The organism is Streptomyces sp. NPDC005706, from assembly GCF_040631045.1.
In the GTDB taxonomy this organism is placed as follows: Bacteria; Actinomycetota; Actinomycetes; order Streptomycetales; family Streptomycetaceae; genus Streptomyces.
This window is the reverse complement of the sequence record NZ_JBEXYS010000018.1, coordinates 117287-135551: the sequence shown is the minus strand read 5'-3', so window position 1 is coordinate 135551 and position 18265 is coordinate 117287. Positions and strand designations below refer to the sequence as shown.

Below are 18265 nucleotides of genomic sequence, written 5' to 3'. Positions count from 1 at the left end.
GAGGGCGCTCCAGGGGTACGGGGTACTCGGGACTTTTGGAAGTCTATACGATACTCAACATTTCTATACAGGCGCCCGTTCCACGGGGCAGCTCATGCATCGCGGCCCGCCCCGGCCGCGCCCCAGCTCGCTGCCCGGGATCTCGATCACCTCGATGCCCTGTTTGCGCAGGTGGGTGTTGGTGGTGGAGTTGCGTTCGTAGGCGATGACGACGCCCGGCTCGACGGCGAGCACGTTGCAGCCGTCGTCCCACTGCTCGCGCTCGGCGGCGTGCACGTCCTGGGTGGCGGTGAGCACCCGGATCTCGCCGAGCCCCAGCGCGGCGGCGATGGCGCGGTGCATGTGCTCGGGCGGATGGTCGGTGACCTTGAGCTCCCGCTCCCCGTCGCCCGGCTGAATGGTGTACGAGCGCAGCATGCCGAGCCCGGCGTACTGGGTGAAGGTGTCGCCGTCGACCATGGTCATCACCGTGTCCAGGTGCATGAAGGCCCGCCGCTTGGGCATGTCGAGCGCGACGATGGTGTGCGCGGACCCCGCCGCGAACAGCTTGTGCGCCAGCATCTCCACCGCCTGCGGGGTGGTGCGCTCGCTCATGCCGATCAGGACGGCGCCGTTGCCGATCACCAGGACATCGCCGCCCTCGATGGTGGAGGGGTAGTCGGCCTGCCCCCGGGACCACACATGGAACGTTTCGTCACGGAACAGCGGGTGGTGCCGGTAGATCGCCTCGAAGTGCACGGTCTCCCGCTGCCTGGCCGGCCGGCGCATCGCGTTGATGGAGACGCCGTCGTAGATCCAGGCCGAGGTGTCCCGGGTGAAGAGGTGGTTGGGCAGCGGGCGGAGCAGGAAGTCGTCCAGGTCCATGACGTGGAAGCGGACGGAGGTGGGCTCGGCGTGACCGTCCAGGAACTCCCGCTTGGTCATGCCGCCGACCAGCGCCTCGGCCAGCTCGCCGGAGACCATCCGGTCGAAGGCGGCACGCAGCGGGCCGGTGGCGAGGGGACCGTACTCCTTCTCGTCGAAGACGCGGTCCAGGACGAGGGCGCGGGCCTCCGGGATCTCCAGGGTCTCGGTGAGCAGGTCGCCGAAGAGATGGACGGCGACCCCCCGGTCGCGCAGGACGTCCGCGAATCCGTCGTGCTCGGCGCGCGCCCGGCGCACCCAGAGCACGTCGTCGAAGAGCAGGGCGTCCTTGTTGCTGGGGGTGAGCCTTTTGAGCTCGAGGTCGGGCCGGTGCAGGATCACCCGGCGGAGCTGCCCGGCCTCGGAGTGGACGTGGTATGCCATGCCTCCATCCTGGCCACCGGTGCCCGCCTTCACGCTCTTCTCGGCCGTTTCCGCCTCGCCCTGTTTTCGTCCCCCTGACACGAAGGGGGCCCGTTCGGACGGAGTCCCGCGCGCGGCCGGCCACGCGTGGGACTCCCTCCCACCGCTCACAGCCGTGGGTCGACCGGCTCCGACTCCAGGGCGAGCACCCCGAACACCGCCTCGTGCACCCGCCACAGCGGCTCGCCGTCCGCGAGCCGGTCCAGCGCCTCCAGGCCGAGGGCGTACTCGCGGATCGCCAGCGACCGCTTGTGGCCCAGGAAACGGGCACGCAGGCGGGTGAGGTTGTCGGGGCGCGTGTACTCCGGGCCGTAGATGATCCGCAGGTACTCGCGGCCCCGGCACTTGACGCCGGGCTGCACCAGCCGGCCCTCGCCGTCACGCACCAGCGCGCCGAGCGGCTTGACGACCATGCCCTCGCCGCCGCGGCCGGTCATCTCCAGCCACCAGTCGACGCCGGCGCGGACCGAGTCGGCGTCGCCCGTGTCGACGTACAGCCGCCGGGTGGTTCGCAGCAGTCCGGTGCCGTCGTGCTCCACCATCCGGTCGATCAGGGCCAGTTGCCCGTCGTGCGGGAGCGCGGCGAGGCTGCGGCCCTGGACGGCCAGGATCTGGAACGGCGCGAGACGGACCCCTTCCAGGCCGTCGGTGGCCCAGCAGTAGCGGCGGTAGGCGTCGGTGAACGCCGCCGCGTCCGCCGCCCGACCGCTCTGGCGGTCCAGCAGCCCGCCCACGTCCGTGCCACGGGCCGCGGCGGCCTCCAGGGCGGCGAGGGCGTCCGGGAACACCGCGCCGGACGCGGCGCCGACCGCCGCGTACTGGCTGCGCAGCAGACCCGAGGCCTTCAGCGACCACGGCATCAGCTCGGCGTCCAGCAGCAGCCAGTTCGTGTCGAGCTCGTCCCAGAGGCCGGCCTCCGAGACCGCCGAGCGCAGCCGGCCGAGGATCTCCTCGGTCACCTTCCCGTCGTCGAAGAACGGCCGTCCGGTACGGGTGTACAGGGCGCCGGTGGGGCCCTCCACACCGAACCGCCCGCGCGCCGCCTCCGCGTCCCGGCACACCAGCGCCACCGCGCGCGAGCCCATGTGCTTCTCCTCGCACACGACCCGCGCGACGCCGTCCGCCGCGTACTGCGCGAACGCCTCGGCCGGGTGCTCCAGGTAGCCTTCGACGTCCGAGGTGGCCGTCGGCGCCATGGTCGGCGGCAGGTACGGCAGCAGGCGCGGGTCGACCGCGAAGCGGCTCATGACCTCCAGCGCCGCGGCCGCGTTGTCCTCCCGGACCGCGACCCGGCCCGAGTGCCGGGTCTCCACCACCCGGCGGCCGTGCACGTCCGCCAGGTCCAGCGGCCGTCCGTCCTGCCCGCCGGGCGCCTCGGTGCGCAGCGGCCGCGCGGGCTCGTACCAGACCCGCTCGGCCGGCACGTCGACCAGCTCGCGCTCCGGCCAGCGCAGCGCGGTCAGCTTGCCGCCGAACACCGCGCCGGTGTCCAGGCAGATGGTGTTGTTCAGCCAGGTCGCCTCCGGTACCGGGGTGTGGCCGTACACCACGGCGGCCCGGCCGCGGTAGTCCTCCGCCCACGGGTAGCGCACGGGCAGCCCGAACTCGTCGGTCTCGCCGGTGGTCTCGCCGTACAGGGCGTGCGAGCGCACCCGCCCGGAGGTGCGGCCGTGGTACTTCTCGGGCAGGCCCGCGTGGCAGACGACCAGCCGGCCGCCGTCGAGGACGTAGTGGCTGACCAGCCCGTCCAGGAAGCGGCGCACCTCCGCCCTGAACTCCTCGCTCTCGCCCTCCATCTGCTCGATGGTCTCGGCGAGCCCGTGGGTGTGCTGGACCTTGCGGCCCTTGAGGTGGCGGCCGTACTTGTTCTCGTGGTTGCCCGGCACGCACAGCGCGTTGCCGGACGCGGTCATCGACATCACCCGGCGCAGCACGCCCGGGGTGTCCGGGCCGCGGTCGACGAGGTCGCCGACGAACACGGCGGTACGGCCCTCGGGGTGCACGCCGTCGGCGTAGCCCAGCTCGGCGAGCAGGGCCTCCAGCTCGGCCGCGCAGCCGTGGATGTCGCCGATGATGTCGAAGGGGCCGGTGAGGTGGGTCAGGTCGTTGAACCGCTTCTCGGTGACGACGGTGGCGCCCTCGACCTCCTCCGCCCCGCGCAGGACGTGCACCTTGCGGAAGCCCTCGCGCTCCAGGTGCCGCAGCGAGCGGCGCAGTTCGCGGATGTGCCGCTGGATGACCCGGCGGGGCATGTCGGCGCGGTCGGTGCGGGCCGCGTTGCGCTCGGCGCACACGTTCTCCGGCACGTCCAGCACGATGGCGATGGGCAGCACGTCGTACTTCCGGGCCAGCTCGATCAACTGGCGGCGGCCGTCCTGCTGCACGCTGGTGGCGTCGACGACGGTGCGGCGGCCGGCGGCGAGCCGCTTGCCGGCGATGTAGTGCAGCACGTCGAAGGCGTCCCGCGACGCGCTCTGGTCGTTCTCGTCGTCGGAGACCAGGCCGCGGCAGAAGTCCGAGGAGATCACCTCCGTCGGCTTGAAGTGCCGACGGGCGAAGGTGGACTTGCCGGAACCGGAGGCGCCGACGAGGACGACGAGGGAGAGGTCGGTGACGGGGAGGACCCGTCCCGTGGGTGTCTCGGTCATGCCGCCTTCGCCTCCTTCTCGGCCTTCTCGGCCTTCTCGGCGCTGTCGCTCTCTTCGGCCTTCTCGGTCTTCTCGGTCTTCTCGGTCTTCTCGGTCTTCTCCGGCCGCACGTGGAAGACGGCCATCTGGGTGGGCGGCCCGACCTCGGGGTCGTCCGGCCCGACGGGGACGAACCCGACCTCGTAACCGTGCCGTCCTGCCACGGCCGCCGCCCAGGCGCGGAACTCCTCGCGGGTCCACTCGAAGCGGTGGTCGCCGTGCCGGACGTGTCCGGCGGGCAGCGTCTCCCAGCGGACGTTGTACTCGACGTTCGGGGTGGTCACGACGACCGTGCGCGGGCGGGCGTGTCCGAACACCGCGTACTCCAGGGCGGGCAGCCGGGGCAGGTCGAGGTGCTCGATCACCTCGCTGAGCACGGCGGCGTCGTAGCCCTTGAGCCGCTTGTCGGTGTAGGCGAGCGAGCCCTGGACGAGGTTCACCCGGGCCGCCTGCCGCTCCCCCATGCGGTCCAGTTTGAGCCGGCGCGAGGCGATGGCCAGGGCCCGCACCGAGACGTCGACGCCGACGATCTCGGTGAACCGCACGTCCCTGAGCAGCTCCTGCACCAACTGGCCCTGGCCGCAGCCCAGGTCGAGGACGCGGGCGGCGCCGGCCTCGCGGAGGGCGGCGAGGATCGCCTCGCGCCGCAGCACGGCGAGCGGAGCCGGCTTCTCCTCGTCCTCGGCCCCGGTGTCCTGCGGGACCGCGTTGTCGATCGCCTCGACCTCGCTGTCGTCGGCCTCGGCCAGCCGCACCAGTTCGAGACGCTCCATCGCCTGCCGGGTCAGGGACCAGCGGCGGGAGAGGTAGCGGCTGGTGATCAGCTTCTGCTCCGGGTGCGTGGGCAGCCAGCCCTCACCGGCGCGCAGCAGCTTGTCCACCTCGTCGGAGGCGACCCAGTAGTGCTTGGCGTCGTCGAGGACGGGCAGCAGGACGTACAGATGACGCAGCGCCTCGGCGAGGGTCAGCGCCTGCGACTCCAGGACGAGCCGGACGTACCGCGAGTCGCCCCACTCGGGGAACTCGGTGTCGAGCGGGACGGGTTCGGCGGTCACCGTCCAGCCCAGCGGCGCGAACAGCTTCCGTACGAGGTCCGGGCCGCCGCGGGCGGGCAGCGCGGGTACCTCGACGCGCAGCGGCAGGGGCGCGGCGGCCCGCTCGGGGCGGGCCTTGCACACGCCCCGCAGGGCGCTGGAGAAGACGCCGCTCAGCGCGACCGCGAGCAGCGAGGAGGCCGCGTACGGGCGGTCGTTGACGTACTGCGCGAGTGCCGCGTCGGGCGCTCCGCCGCGGCCCCTGCCCTTGCTCCGCCGCACCAGCGCGACCGCGTCGACCTCCAGCATCAGCGCGGCCGTGCAGCGCTCGGCGTCCGCCTGTGGGTAGAACACGTGGGCGGTGCCGTGGGAGGTGGAGAAGGTCTGCGCCTTGTCGGGATGCTTGTGCAGCAGGTACCCGAGGTCGGTGGCCGGGTGGGCGGCGTCGCCGCGTGTGGAGATCGTCAGGAACACATGTCCGAGTCTCCCCGCTGCCGACCCCCGTCGACCAGTGGTTTTCCGGGACGGAGCGGCCCCTCCGCCCGGTTCGGGACGGAGGGGCCCAGGAGGCGGGTCGGGAGCCCGGGGTCAGGACAGCTGGGTCTGGACCTGCGAGGAGATCAGTTCCAGGTGGTCCAGGTCGTCGAGGTCGAGGATCTGGAGGTAGATACGGGTGGAGCCGGTCTCGGCGTAGCGGCCGATCCGGTCGACCACCTCGGCCGGCGAGCCGGCCAGGCCGTTGGCCTTCAGTTCGTCCACCTCGCGGCCGATCGCGGCGGCGCGGCGGGCGACCTCCTGGTCGTCCCGGCCGACGCACACCACCAGCGCGTTGGAGTAGGTCAGGGCACCGGCTCCGCGGCCCGCCTCCTCGACGGCGGCGCGCACCCGGCCGAACTGCCGCTCGCTGTCCTCGACGGAGGCGAACGGGATGTTGAACTCGTCGGCGTAGCGGGCGGCGAGGCGCGGGGTGCGGGTGGCGCCGTGGCCGCCGATGAGCACCGGGATCCTCTCCTGGGCGGGCTTGGGCAGCGCGGGCGAGTCGGTGAGGTCGTAGTAGGTGCCGTGGAAGTCGAAGGTCTCGCCGGTCTTGGTGGCCCACAGCCCGGTGACGATCTCGAGCTGTTCCTCCAGGCGCGCGAACTTCTCCTTGGGGAACGGGATGCCGTACGCCTTGTGCTCCTCCTCGAACCAGCCCGCGCCGAGGCCCAGTTCGACCCGGCCGCCGGACATCTGGTCGACCTGGGCGACCTGGATGGCGAGCACGCCGGGCAGGCGGAAGGTGCCGGCCGTCATCAGGGTGCCCAGGCGGATGCGCTTGGTCTCACGGGCCAGGCCGGCCAGCGTGATCCAGGCGTCCGTGGGGCCGGGCAACCCGTCCGCATTGCCCATCCGGAGGTAGTGGTCGGAGCGGAAGAAGGCGTCGAAGCCAAGATCCTCGGTGGCCTTCGCCACGGTGAGCAAGGTGTCGTACGTGGCCCCCTGCTGGGGCTCGGTGAAAATTCGAAGGTCCATACACCCATCCTGCACGGCCCCGGCCCCGCCGGCCTCATCGGTACCGCCGGGCACGGCCGTCCCGATCAGGTGAATCCCGTGGTCGCGGGCGCGGAGTCGTGCGGTCCGGCCGGTCACACACCCGACGGGCTGTCCTCCGCGCCCTCGGGTAACACCTCCACCCGTGCGGCCAGTTTGCGCAGCATCTCCAGGACCCGGTCCCGGGACTCGTCCGCCGCGTCGATGGCCTCCATGCACTGCCAGTACGCCGTCTCGTCGGCGGCGGAGCTGGCCATGCCGACCAGCGCCATGCCGACCTCGCCGAGCAGGCCGTCGAGGCAGAGCAGGGTCAGCCGGGCGTCGTCCAGCTCGGTGAGCTGGGCGGCGCGCAGGTCGCCCGGGTCGAGTTCCGGGGCGTCCAGGACGCCGCAGCCCCGGCCCGCCAGTTCGGTCAGGCCCAGCGCCTCGCCCCGCAGCTCCGGCGGACCCGACACCGCGAGGCGGCTGCCGATCGCCTGGGCCAGGGCCTGCGCCTGCCACACCTCGGCCATGATCTCGGGCCGGTCGGCGCCCTGGGCCAGGGCCCGCCTGCTCGTCCCGATGAGTCGCACCGCATCCATGCGCTGCCCCCGTCCAGTCCGCCGTGCGTCCTCGCGCGCCCGCGTGAACTCCCCTGTTCACTACCCAGAGTGAGGGCGCCTGAGACGTAAAGCCAGAGATGGACGGGAAATTGTGGACAACAATTCGGATTCGGGACGCTCCGTGACTCCGCAGAGTGATAGCGGAGGATGGCGCTCCGTCAGCCATCGGCGTCCGGTCCCGGCGCCGGGAACCGCTCCTCGTTGCGGTCGATCTTGGCGGACAGGGCGGCCAGCGGGTCGACGCCGAGGACCTCGCAGAGCTGGAGGAGATAGGCGAGGACGTCGGCGACCTCGTCCCGGACCCGGTGCGCGGTGCCCGGGTCGTCCATCACCCGGGCCGACTCCTCGGGCGTCAGCCACTGGAAGATCTCGACCAGTTCGGAGGCCTCCACACTGAGCGCGGCCACCAGGTTCTTGGGCGTGTGGTAGGGCTGCCAGTCGCGCGCGGCGGCGAACTCGGCCAGCCTGCGCTGGAGTCCGGCCAGGTCGGGGTGATCCGTCACGGCCTCAGGTGTACCACGGTGACCCCCTCGGTCCCCACGGCCCAGGAGGCGTCGTTGACGGCGCCGACGCAGCGGATGTGGCCCCGCTCGCCCATCCGGGCCGCCGTCCGCAGCAGCGCGCGCCGCTGGGCCGGGTCGAGGCCGCGGTCGAAGCCGTCGGTGAGCACGGTGAGGGTGCGCAGCGCGTCGGGCACCTCGCCGGGCGTGTCCACGGCCAGCACGCCGGGCCCGGTCAGCAGCACCAGCGCCAGCGCGACGTAGCGCAGTTCGCCGTCGCCGAGCCGGGCCAGCTCGGTGCGGAAGCCGTCGCCCCGGTCGAGCAGCGCCCGTACGGTGCCGTCGGCCAGCGGCTCCGGGACCAGGTCGGCCACCGGGCCCGCGCAGCCGCCGCGCAGCGCCTCCACGAGCGCCGCGTGCCGGCGGCCGCACTCGGACCGGGTGCGCCACAGCACGTCGGCGAGGTTGTCGCAGCCGGGCAGGAGGCGTCCCGAGCCGGTGGGGACGGGGGCGCGCATGTACTCGGGGCGCGGGTCGCAGGCGAAGACCGAGCGCAGGGCGACGACCATCTGCTCGGCGGCGGCGAGCACCCGCCGCTGCCCGTCGGTCTTGCCGGCCACCCGCAGCGGCAGCAACGGGGTGCCGAGAAGGTCGTCGGGGAGCGGGGCGCGGGTCACCGGGGCGGCGCCCGCGGTGTGCCAGGCGGCCTGGACGGCCCGGCGGCCCGGGTCGCGCAGGGCGGTCTCCAGCAGGACCACACCGTCCGCCGTCAGCCGTTCGCCCACGATCCGCAGTTCCGGCTCGGCCTGTACGGCGACGTCGAGCCGGACCGGCCCCTCGGCGCCGTCGGCCGTGCAGCCGATCCGGAAACCCCGGCGCCGCTGCGCGTCGGGCCGCGCCCGTTCCGGCACCCACGCCTCCGGTTCCGGGAAGACCTCGTCGAGCGCGGCCCCGCCGCCGAGCCGGGCGAGCGCCTCGTACGCCGCGAGCGCGGTCGACTTGCCCGTTCCGCTGGGACCGGCGAACAGGGTGACGGCGCCCAGCGGGAACGCGGCCCGCCGGTGCCCGGCGAAGGCGGACAGCCGCAACTCGGTGACGCGGGCGCGCACGTCGAGCGTGCCGGGGGGCCGCTCCCCCGTGCCGCCCGCGAACGGCCCGCCCTGCCCCGGCACCCGGGGGGACTCCTCCGGGACGGCGGGCGGCGGACCGTGGGGCTCGGACGGCGGTTCCAGGGGCGCGGCGGGCGGCGGGGAACCGGTGGACACGGGAGGGACGGCCATATGCGGACGGTAGGGCTCCGCCGGGGCGGCGAACCGTTTTGTCCGCCGCACCTTCCTACGATCGGGGGACCACGCCCGCGGCGGCGGCCTCAGCCGCCGGCCATCCCCGCGCCCTCCATCAGCCCGCTCACCTCGGTGCCGGGCGGTGTCAGCAGGAAGACGTTGCGGTCGACCCGGTGCATCCCGCTGCCCAGGCCGAAGACGACGCCCGTGCTGAAGTCGAGGACCCGCTTGGCGACGTCGCCCTCCGCGCCGGACAGGTCCAGCAGCACCGGCACCCCGGCCATCAGCGTCTCGGCGACCTCCCGGGCGTCCGCGAAGACGTTGACCCGCAGGACGACGAACCGGCGCCGCGTCTCGGTCTCGGCGTCCGGCAGCGAGCGGTGGCGCACCGCGGACGGCCAGGCGTCCCGGCCCCGCAGCGGCACGACCTGGGCGAGCCCCTCCCACTGTTCATCGGTGACGTCGTAACGGCTCACCGGCTCCACCTGACCTGACTCGTACCCAATGCCTGCACCGGCCAATTCTTACGCCAAGTCACCCGTTCAGCCCAACAGCGACACACTGCGCGACCGCTCATGCGTCCTGTTCCTTCCGGCACATGTACGAATAAACCCCCCTCTTACCACCCTCACACCGGTCTCTTCATGTCGTTCCCCGCCTCGCTCACCGGCCGCCACTAGCGTCCGATGCCGTGCACTTGGCAGAAACACAAGCGGTGGCACCCGGGCGGTGGACACGGCCGGCGATGTCCACCGCCCCGGGACGCCACACCGACGACCTCCTCGGCCCCGCGCAGTGGCACCGGGTCCTGACCCTGCTCGCCGACGTGAGCCTCTTCATCGGGACCCGGTCCCTGTGGTCACAGGCGGCGACCCACAACCTGTTCCTCGTGGCGGTCGTCTCGCTCTGCTACGTCTCGATCCTGACCGGCGGGGTCCTCGCCCTGACGGTCCGCCGGACGCGCTCACTGGCCCGCCTCGACCTCATGGTGCTGCTGACCGCCCTCACGCTCACCGCCTGCGCCTGGTGGCTGAACCACGCCGGCGGCGACGAGGCGGTCCTCACCGCCCAGGCCGCGCGGGAACTGGTCGCCGGGCACCCGGTGTACGGGCAGCCCTGGCCCTGGCTGTTCCACGGCCCGAACGTCGCGCTGACGCCGACGATAGAGGGGGGTTACGACTTCACGTACGGCTATCCCCCGCTCGCCCCGCTGCTGGCCGCGCCCCTGCTGTGGGTGGGCGGCGGCGGTGCTCCGGCGACGGCGGCGGCGACGATCGCGCTGGTCACCGGCGCGGTGCTGCTGTGGCGGCTGCTGCCGGTGCCCTGGCGCTCGGCGGCGACGATGGTCTGCCTCGGCTTCGGCTTCCTGCCGGGGTACGCCCGTTCGGGCTATCCGGCGATCCCGGCCATGGTGCTGCTGATCCCGGTGGTGGTGGGCTGGCCGCGCATCGGCAGGGGCGGGAGGCTCGGCACGCCGGGGATCGCCCGGGCCGTGTGCCTGGGCGCCGCCTGCGCGACCCAGCAACTGCCCTGGTTCGTGGCGCCGTTCCTGCTGGCCGGCATCCACGCGGTGCGCCGCGGCGAACTGGGCGGACGGGCGGCCACCGCGGTCTGCGCGCGGATCCTCGGGATCGCCGCGACGACATGGCTGCTGGTCAACACGTACTTCATCGTGCACGAGCCGGGCCCCTGGCTCGACGGCGTCGCGCTGCCCCTGACCCAGGGCGCGGTGCTGCACGGGCAGGGCCTGGTGGACGTCTCGCTGTACTTCACGCACGGCAGCGACCACCTCGACTGGTACGGCCACGCGAGCGCGCTGCTCGCCGCCGCGCTGCTGGCGCTGTACGTGCTGTTCGTACGGCGGCTGGGCCCGGCGGCGACGGTCCTGCCGTGGTGCGCCTTCTACGTGGCGACCCGGTCCCAGGACGGCTACTACCTGATGATGACCCCGCTGTGGCTCGCTGCGGCGGTCACGGTGCCGCTGTCGGACTTCGCGAACGCCTGGCAGCCGCGCCCGCGGTGGCTCCGGGGCCCGCGCCGCCGGCCGGCGCTGGCCGGGGCGGCCGCCCTGCTGGTGCTGCCCGCGCTGGTGAGCGCGGCCCTCGCGGCGACGGGCCGGCCGCCGCTGCGGATGGACGTGACGGCGGCGCGGCGGGCCACGGCGCAGTCGCTGTCCGGCCTGAGCCTGAGGGTGACCAACTCCGGGGGCACCGCGCTCACCCCGCACTACATGCTCACCACCAGCCACGGGATGAGCAGATACTGGACCCTCACGCGCGGTCCGTCCACGATCGCCGCGCACTCCACGGCGTCCGTCGAACTGCGGGCGCCGTCCGGCAGGTTCACGCTGCCGGACGCGGTGGGCGCCAAGCTGCGTCTGCGCGCCTTCACGGGGTATCCGCAGACGCTCTCCACCCGGGACCTGCGGCCGTCCGAACTGGGCCGGGGGAAGCCGTCCGAACGGTAGGAAACCGGGCGGCCGGGGCCGGGCGAGGTGCAGGTCACAGCCGCAGAGAGGGAAACGTCACAGCCCTCGCCCTGCTGTCACATGAGCACGCTGCCCTAGCATCCGAGCATGACGGTCCTGCCTGACGACGGGCTCTCACTGGCCGCCGAGTTCCCTGACGCGACACACGAGCAGTGGCACCGCCTGGTCGAGGGTGTGCTGCGCAAGTCGGGCAAGGAAGTCTCGGGCGAGGCAGTTGAGGACGCCCTGTCCACGACGCTCGAGGACGGGCTGCGCACCCGGCCCCTGTACACCGCGCGCGACGCCGCGCCCGACCCCGGCCTGCCCGGCTTCGCCCCGTATGTGCGCGGCGGCCGCCCCGAGGGCAACACGGACGGCGGCTGGGACGTACGGCAGCGGCACACGGCGCTCGGCGGCGGCGCGGACGGCGCGGTGCTGGCCGACCTGGAGAACGGCGTCACCTCGCTGTGGCTGGTGCTCGGCGAGGGCGGCATCCCGGTCTCCGAACTGGGCCGGGCGCTCGACGGGGTCTTCCTCGACCTGGCCCCGGTCGTCCTCGACGCCGGGCGCGACACCGAGGCGGCCGCCGAGGCACTGCTGCGGCTGTACGAGGAGAAGGGCGTCGACCCCGCGGCGGTACGCGGCGGCCTGGGCGGCGACCCGCTCGGCCACGAGGCCCGCACCGGCACCCCGCTGGACACGGCCCCCTTCGCCGCCCTCGCCGAACGCTGCGCCGGGACCCACCCCGGCCTGCGCGCGCTGACCGTGGACGCGCTGCCGTACCACGAGGCGGGCGGCTCGGCCGCGCAGGAGCTGGGCGCCTCCCTCGCCACCGGCGTGGCCTACCTGCGGGCGCTGACCGAGGCCGGGCTGCCGGTCGAGGCGGCCTGCGGCCAGCTGGAGTTCCGCTACGCGGCCACCGCCGACCAGTTCCTGACCATCGCCAAGCTGCGCGCGGCGCGCCGGCTGTGGGCGCGGGTCGCCGAGGTGGCCGGGGCCCCGGAGGCGGGCGCGCAGGTCCAGCACGCGGTGACCTCGCCGGTGATGCTGACCCGCCGCGACCCGTGGGTGAACATGCTGCGCGCGACGGTGGCCACGCTGGCCGCCGGGGTCGGCGGCGCCGACTCGGTGACCGTGCTGCCGTTCGACCACGCGCTGGGCCTGCCGGACGCGTTCGCCCGCCGTATCGCGCGCAACACCTCCACGATCCTGCTGGAGGAGTCCCACCTGGCCCGGGTCATCGACCCGGCGGGCGGCTCCTGGTACGTGGAGCGGCTGACCGAGGAACTCGCCCAGGCCGCCTGGGCGTACTTCCGGTCGATCGAGCGGGACGGCGGCCAGGCCGCCTGCCTGCGCTCGGGCCGGATCCGCACGGACCTGGCGACGACCTGGGCGGAGCGCTCCAAGAAGCTCGCCAAGCGGCGCGAACCCATCACCGGTGTCAGCGAGTTCCCGCTGCTGGGCGAGAAGCCGGTGGAGCGCGAACCGGCGCCCGAACCGCCCTCCGGCGGACTGCCCCGGGTGCGCCGCGACGAGGCGTTCGAGGCCCTGCGGGCCCGTTCCGACGCCCACCTGGCGGCCACCGGTGCCCGGCCGAGGATCTTCCTGGCCGCGCTCGGCTCGCCCGCCGAGTACACCGCGCGCTCGACGTTCGCCGCGAACCTGTTCCAGGCGGGCGGCATCGAGCCGGTCACCGAGGGCGCCTTCGAGGACAGCGGCGCCACCGAGGCCGTGCTGTGCTCCAGCGACGCCGTCTACGCCGAACGCGCCGCCGAGGCCGCCGAGTCGCTGCGCGCGGCGGGCGCCCGGCACGTGTTCCTGGCGGGCCGCCCGGCCGAGCACCCGGGCGTCGACTCGTACGTCTTCGCGGGCTGCGACGCCATCGACGTGCTGTCCGCGACCCTCGACCGCATGGGAGTGTCCTGATGGGAATCCCCGACTTCTCCGGCATCGAGCTGGGGACGCCGGCCGTCGACGGCGGCGCCGAGGAGTGGCGCTCGGCCGTCAAGCGGGCGACCGGGAGCGAGGAGCCGCTGTGGGAGACCCCGGAGGGCATCGGGGTCAAGCCGCTGTACACCGGCCGTGACCTGGAGGGCCTGGACTTCCTCGGCACCTACCCGGGCATCGCGCCGTACCTGCGCGGCCCCTACCCGACGATGTACGTCAACCAGCCCTGGACGATCCGCCAGTACGCGGGCTTCTCCACCGCCGAGGAGTCCAACGCCTTCTACCGGCGCAACCTGGCGGCCGGCCAGAAGGGCCTGTCGGTCGCCTTCGACCTGCCCACGCACCGGGGTTACGACAGCGACCACCCCCGGGTGACCGGCGACGTCGGCATGGCGGGCGTGGCCATCGACTCGATTCTCGACATGCGGCAGCTCTTCGACGGCATCCCGCTGGACAAGATGACCGTGTCGATGACCATGAACGGCGCGGTGCTGCCGATCCTGGCGCTGTACATCGTGGCGGCGGAGGAGCAGGGCGTACCGCCCGAGAAGCTGGCCGGAACCATTCAGAACGACATTCTGAAGGAGTTCATGGTCCGCAACACCTACATCTATCCGCCGAAGCCGTCGATGCGGATCATCTCCGACATCTTCGCGTACACCTCGCAGCGGATGCCCCGCTACAACTCCATCTCCATCTCCGGGTACCACATCCAGGAGGCCGGTGCGACGGCCGACCTGGAGCTGGCGTACACCCTCGCGGACGGTGTGGAGTACATCCGCGCGGGCCGTGAAGCCGGTCTGGACGTGGACGCGTTCGCGCCCCGGCTGTCGTTCTTCTGGGCGATCGGCATGAACTTCTTCATGGAGGTCGCGAAGCTCAGGGCGGCCCGCCTGCTGTGGGCCAGGCTGGTCTCGCAGTTCGAGCCGAAGAACAGCAAGTCCCTGTCGCTGCGCACCCATTCGCAGACCTCGGGCTGGTCGCTGACCGCGCAGGACGTGTTCAACAACGTCACGCGCACGTGCGTCGAGGCGATGGCGGCGACCCAGGGCCACACCCAGTCGCTGCACACCAACGCCCTCGACGAGGCGCTGGCGCTGCCCACCGACTTCTCGGCGCGCATCGCCCGCAACACCCAGCTCCTCATCCAGCAGGAGTCGGGCACCACCCGGGTCATCGACCCGTGGGGCGGCAGCGCGTACGTGGAGCGGCTGACGTACGACCTCGCCCGCAAGGCCTGGGCGCACATCCAGGAGGTGGAGCAGGCGGGCGGCATGGCGCAGGCCATCGACGCCGGCATCCCCAAGCTGCGCGTGGAGGAGGCGGCGGCCCGCACGCAGGCCCGCATCGACTCCGGCCGCCAGCCGGTGATCGGCGTCAACAAGTACCGGGTGGACAGCGACGAGCAGATCGAGGTCCTGAAGGTCGACAACTCCTCGGTGCGCGCCCAGCAGATCGAGAAGCTGCGGCGGCTGCGCGCGGAGCGGGACGAGCAGGCCTGCCGGGACGCCCTGGACGCGCTCACCCGGGCCGCCGACGGCGACGGCAACCTGCTGGAGCTGGCCGTGCGCGCGGCCCGCGCCAAGGCGACCGTCGGTGAGATCTCCGACGCCCTGGAGAAGGTGTACGGCCGGCACGCGAGCCAGATCCGTACCATCTCCGGGGTGTACCGCAACGAAGCCGGCGAGTCCCCGTCCGTGGACCGCACCCGCGCCCTGGTGGACGCCTTCGACGAGGCCGAGGGGCGCCGGCCGCGCATCCTGGTCGCCAAGATGGGCCAGGACGGCCACGACCGCGGCCAGAAGGTGATCGCGACCGCGTTCGCCGACCTCGGTTTCGACGTCGACGTCGGCCCGCTGTTCCAGACGCCGGAGGAGGTCGCCCGGCAGGCGGTCGAGGCGGACGTGCACGTGGTCGGGGTGTCCTCACTGGCCGCCGGTCACCTCACGCTGGTACCGGCGCTGAAGGAGAAGCTCGCCGAGGAGGGCCGCGAGGACATCATGATCGTGGTCGGCGGGGTGATCCCGCCGCAGGACGTGCCGACCCTGCTGGAAATGGGCGCCACGGCCGTGTTCCCGCCCGGGACGGTGATCCCGGACGCGGCGTACGACCTGGTGAAGCGGCTGTCGGCCGGCCTCGGCCACGAACTGTAGCCGCGTATGGCCGCGATCGATCTCGACACGTATGTGAAGGGTGTGCTCGACGGCAGGCGGGCCCTGGTGGCCCGCGCCATCACGCTGGTCGAGTCCACCCGGCCGCAGCACCGGGCGCTGGCGCAGGAGTTGCTCACCGAGCTGCTTCCGCACAGCGGCCGGGCGCGGCGGATCGGCATCAGCGGTGTGCCGGGCGTCGGCAAGTCGACGTTCATCGACGCGTTCGGCACGCTGCTGACCTCGCTGGGGCACCGGGTGGCCGTCCTCGCCGTGGACCCCTCCTCCACCCGTACCGGCGGTTCAATCCTGGGTGACAAGACCCGGATGGAGCGCCTCGCGGTCGACCCGGACGCCTTCGTGCGGCCCTCCCCCAGCGCGGGCACGCTGGGCGGGGTCGCGAAGGCCACCCGGGAGTCGATGGTGGTGATGGAGGCCGCCGGGTACGACGTGATCCTGGTGGAGACCGTCGGCGTCGGCCAGTCGGAGACGGCGGTCGCCGACATGGTCGACTCCTTCCTGCTGCTCACCCTGGCCCGCACCGGCGACCAGCTCCAGGGCATCAAGAAGGGCGTGCTGGAACTGGCCGACGTGATCGCCGTCAACAAGGCCGACGGCCCGCACGAGCGGGACGCGCGGGCGGCGGCCCGCGAACTGGCCGGTGCGTTGCGCCTGATGCACGGCAAGGACGCCTTCTGGACGCCGCCGGTGCTCAGTTGCAGCGCCCGCGAGTCGGCCGGCCTGGACGTGGTCTGGGAGCGGCTGGAGCAGCACCGTACGCTGCTGGACTCCACCGGCCGGCTCGCCGCCAAGCGGCGGGACCAGCAGGTCGACTGGACCTGGTCGATGGTCCGGGACGAGCTGCTGGGCCGGCTGCACGCGGATCCGGCCGTGCGCGAGGCCGCCCCCGCCCTCGAACAGCAGGTCAGGGACGGCACGTTGACGGCGACCCTGGCGGCGGAGGGCATCCTGCGGGCGTTCGGGGAACGGCGGGACCCGGCGCCGGGGCAGTGAGCCCCGGCGGCGGAACTGTGGGCTCCACCATGAACGGCCGTGGGGATGTCCCACTCCCTCGTCCCGGGGTGTGCTCGTCATCACGCTGCACGACAATCCCGGCGTCGACGGCCGGGCCGCGCCGCTCGACCGGATCAGCGCTCTGGTCGAGGGACACCGGCCCGTCTCCCTCGTCGTCGTCCTCGACGGGGGCGCCGGGGCCGACGCGGCGGTCGCCGTGGTGCTGCGCGGTCACCGTGTGTGCAGCCGGCTCGGCCTGGTGATGTCCGTCGCCTCCCGCAGCGCCCCCGTACGGCGGCTGCTCGAGGCGGGCGCCGACACGGCCGGTACCCGCCTGGTCGTCCACGCCCGCGCCGACACCGCGATCGCCACGGCCACCGCGCCGACGGCGGCGGCGTGAGGGCCCGGTCACGGGGGCTGCCGCCGCGCGGCTGAGCCGGGGCGACACGGGTACCCGGTGCGTGGACACGCAGGTGGCCGACGTGTGGAGGTGTCGACGGTGCGCACCGGACTACTACGGATCATCGGGGCGGCGACCCTCGCCTACGGAGCGGCGACGGCGTACCGGCCGGACCTGCTGGCCAGACCCTGCGGGCTGGTCGATCGGGACGGTGACGTCGGCCCGCACACCGCCGCGGTGCTGCGCCCCCTGGCGGTGCGGGACGCCGTGAGCGGGCTGGCGATGGCCGTCGCTCCCCGGGGTCCGGCGCTGGTCACGGCCTCCGCCGTGCGCATCGCCTCGGACGTCGGGGACGCGGTCCTCTTCGGCACCGCGCTGCCCGGCCGGTTCCGGCGGGCGGGCGCCGTCGTCACCGCCCTGGGCTGGGCCGCCCTGACGACCGCCGCCCTGGTCGCCCCGGCGGGGCCCGGGCGCCGCGCGCTGCGGATGGCGGCGGGGGGTGTCGTGCCCGGTGCGGCCGGGAGCGTCACGGAGTGCGGAAGCCGCGGAAGGTCACACGCCCGCGGGACGTGAACCCCAGTCGCTCGTAGAGCGCGATCGCGCCGGTGTTCGCCTCCGCCACGTGCAGGAACGGACGTTCGCCGCGTTCCACGACACGGGCGACGAGCGCTTCGATCAGCCGGGCGGCGTGGCCCCGGCCGCGTGCCTCGGGGGCGGTGCAGACGGCGCTGATCTCGGTCCAGCCCGGGGGCCGCAGCCGTTCCCCGGCCATCGCCACCAGTCTGCCGTTGTCCCGGATGCCGAGGTAGGTGCCCAGTTCGGGGGTGCGCGGCCGGAACGGTCCCGGGCGGGTCCGCTCGACGAGGGAGAGCATCTCGGGCACGCTGTCCGGGCCCAGTTCGAGCACCTCCGCGCCGGTCTCCGGGCGAGGGGGCGCGGACCGGCCGCTCGCCCAGGTCATCTGGCGGCCCTCCAGGGTGAAGACCGGCTTCCAGTCCGGCGGCGGAGCGGCCGGGCAGCTGAACATGTCGGCGAGTTCACCGGGACCGAGCAGCCGGGCCAGGTCGGCCCATTCGGCCGGGTCCGGGTCGGCGGACACCGCGCAGAAGGTCGCCACGTCCGGCAGGTAGCCGGCGGCCCGGCCGAACCGGCGGGCGAGATGGGCGTGGTGGCCGCGGAGCGACTCGCCCACCGGGTCGTCGAGTACCACGGCCTCGCGGTTCACCATCGTGCTGTCCCTCTCGTCCGGCGCGCGTGGCTCGGTCGCCCCGGGCAGCGATCATAGGCACGCGCGGTCCCGGTGGGCGAAGCCGCCGGACGCTGCG

Annotated in this window: 15 protein-coding genes; 6 read left to right on the top strand and 9 right to left on the bottom strand. The window is 73.5% G+C overall.

What is annotated here, in order from left to right; genetic code table 11:
* Positions 1–63: 63 nt before the first annotated feature.
* From ABZ478_RS25960 to ABZ478_RS25925, 8 genes are all read right to left on the bottom strand, one after another.
* Positions 64–1287: an arginine deiminase gene (locus ABZ478_RS25960; protein WP_359553057.1), complete on the bottom strand. Its 1224-nt coding sequence runs from the start codon at positions 1285–1287 to the stop codon at positions 64–66.
* A gap of 146 nt (positions 1288–1433) precedes the next feature.
* The gene (locus tag ABZ478_RS25955; protein ID WP_359553056.1) at positions 1434–3974 is read right to left on the bottom strand and encodes a polynucleotide kinase-phosphatase; all 2541 of its coding nucleotides are present in this window, start codon (positions 3972–3974) and stop codon (positions 1434–1436) included.
* On the bottom strand, positions 3971–5521 hold the full coding sequence (locus ABZ478_RS25950; protein ID WP_359553055.1) for a 3' terminal RNA ribose 2'-O-methyltransferase Hen1: 1551 nt from the start codon (positions 5519–5521) through the stop codon (positions 3971–3973). Before ABZ478_RS25950 ends, ABZ478_RS25955 begins: the two co-directional genes overlap by 4 nt.
* Before the next feature lie 114 nt (positions 5522–5635).
* On the bottom strand, positions 5636–6559 hold the full coding sequence (locus tag ABZ478_RS25945) for an LLM class F420-dependent oxidoreductase (RefSeq protein WP_359553054.1): 924 nt from the start codon (positions 6557–6559) through the stop codon (positions 5636–5638).
* Positions 6560–6672: 113 nt separating this feature from the next.
* Positions 6673–7158, bottom strand: coding sequence for a DUF6099 family protein (locus ABZ478_RS25940; RefSeq protein ID WP_359553053.1), 486 nt, complete (start codon positions 7156–7158; stop codon positions 6673–6675).
* 179 nt (positions 7159–7337) lie between these two features.
* Entirely contained in the window at positions 7338–7682 is a 345-nt protein-coding gene (locus tag ABZ478_RS25935; protein ID WP_359553052.1) for a nucleotide pyrophosphohydrolase, read from the bottom strand.
* Positions 7679–8959: an ATP-binding protein gene (locus tag ABZ478_RS25930; protein WP_359553051.1), complete on the bottom strand. Its 1281-nt coding sequence runs from the start codon at positions 8957–8959 to the stop codon at positions 7679–7681. Before ABZ478_RS25930 ends, ABZ478_RS25935 begins: the two co-directional genes overlap by 4 nt.
* Before the next feature lie 89 nt (positions 8960–9048).
* Positions 9049–9438: a cell division protein SepF gene (locus ABZ478_RS25925; protein ID WP_199212371.1), complete on the bottom strand. Its 390-nt coding sequence runs from the start codon at positions 9436–9438 to the stop codon at positions 9049–9051.
* A 269-nt stretch (positions 9439–9707) separates the two neighbouring features.
* Between ABZ478_RS25925 and ABZ478_RS25920 the strand changes: the two genes are divergently transcribed.
* The 6 genes from ABZ478_RS25920 to ABZ478_RS25895 all read left to right on the top strand — a co-directional run bounded on the left by ABZ478_RS25920 (position 9708) and on the right by ABZ478_RS25895 (position 17513).
* Complete coding sequence (locus ABZ478_RS25920; protein ID WP_359553050.1) at positions 9708–11429, top strand: hypothetical protein; 1722 nt, start codon at positions 9708–9710, stop codon at positions 11427–11429.
* A 108-nt stretch (positions 11430–11537) separates the two neighbouring features.
* On the top strand, positions 11538–13355 hold the full coding sequence (locus tag ABZ478_RS25915) for a methylmalonyl-CoA mutase family protein (protein ID WP_359553049.1): 1818 nt from the start codon (positions 11538–11540) through the stop codon (positions 13353–13355).
* Positions 13355–15529: a methylmalonyl-CoA mutase gene (scpA, locus tag ABZ478_RS25910; protein ID WP_359553048.1), complete on the top strand. Its 2175-nt coding sequence runs from the start codon at positions 13355–13357 to the stop codon at positions 15527–15529. Before ABZ478_RS25915 ends, scpA begins: the two co-directional genes overlap by 1 nt.
* A 6-nt stretch (positions 15530–15535) precedes the next feature.
* Positions 15536–16540, top strand: coding sequence for a methylmalonyl Co-A mutase-associated GTPase MeaB (gene meaB / locus ABZ478_RS25905; protein ID WP_359553047.1), 1005 nt, complete (start codon positions 15536–15538; stop codon positions 16538–16540).
* A gap of 70 nt (positions 16541–16610) precedes the next feature.
* Positions 16611–16940: a hypothetical protein gene (locus tag ABZ478_RS25900; RefSeq protein ID WP_359553046.1), complete on the top strand. Its 330-nt coding sequence runs from the start codon at positions 16611–16613 to the stop codon at positions 16938–16940.
* A 99-nt stretch (positions 16941–17039) separates the two neighbouring features.
* On the top strand, positions 17040–17513 hold the full coding sequence (locus tag ABZ478_RS25895) for a hypothetical protein (protein WP_359553065.1): 474 nt from the start codon (positions 17040–17042) through the stop codon (positions 17511–17513).
* Here ABZ478_RS25895 and ABZ478_RS25890 read toward each other — a convergent pair.
* Complete coding sequence (locus ABZ478_RS25890) at positions 17467–18168, bottom strand: GNAT family N-acetyltransferase (protein WP_359553045.1); 702 nt, start codon at positions 18166–18168, stop codon at positions 17467–17469. The two genes, ABZ478_RS25895 and ABZ478_RS25890, sit on opposite strands and share 47 nt — an antisense overlap.
* Positions 18169–18265: the final 97 nt, after the last annotated feature.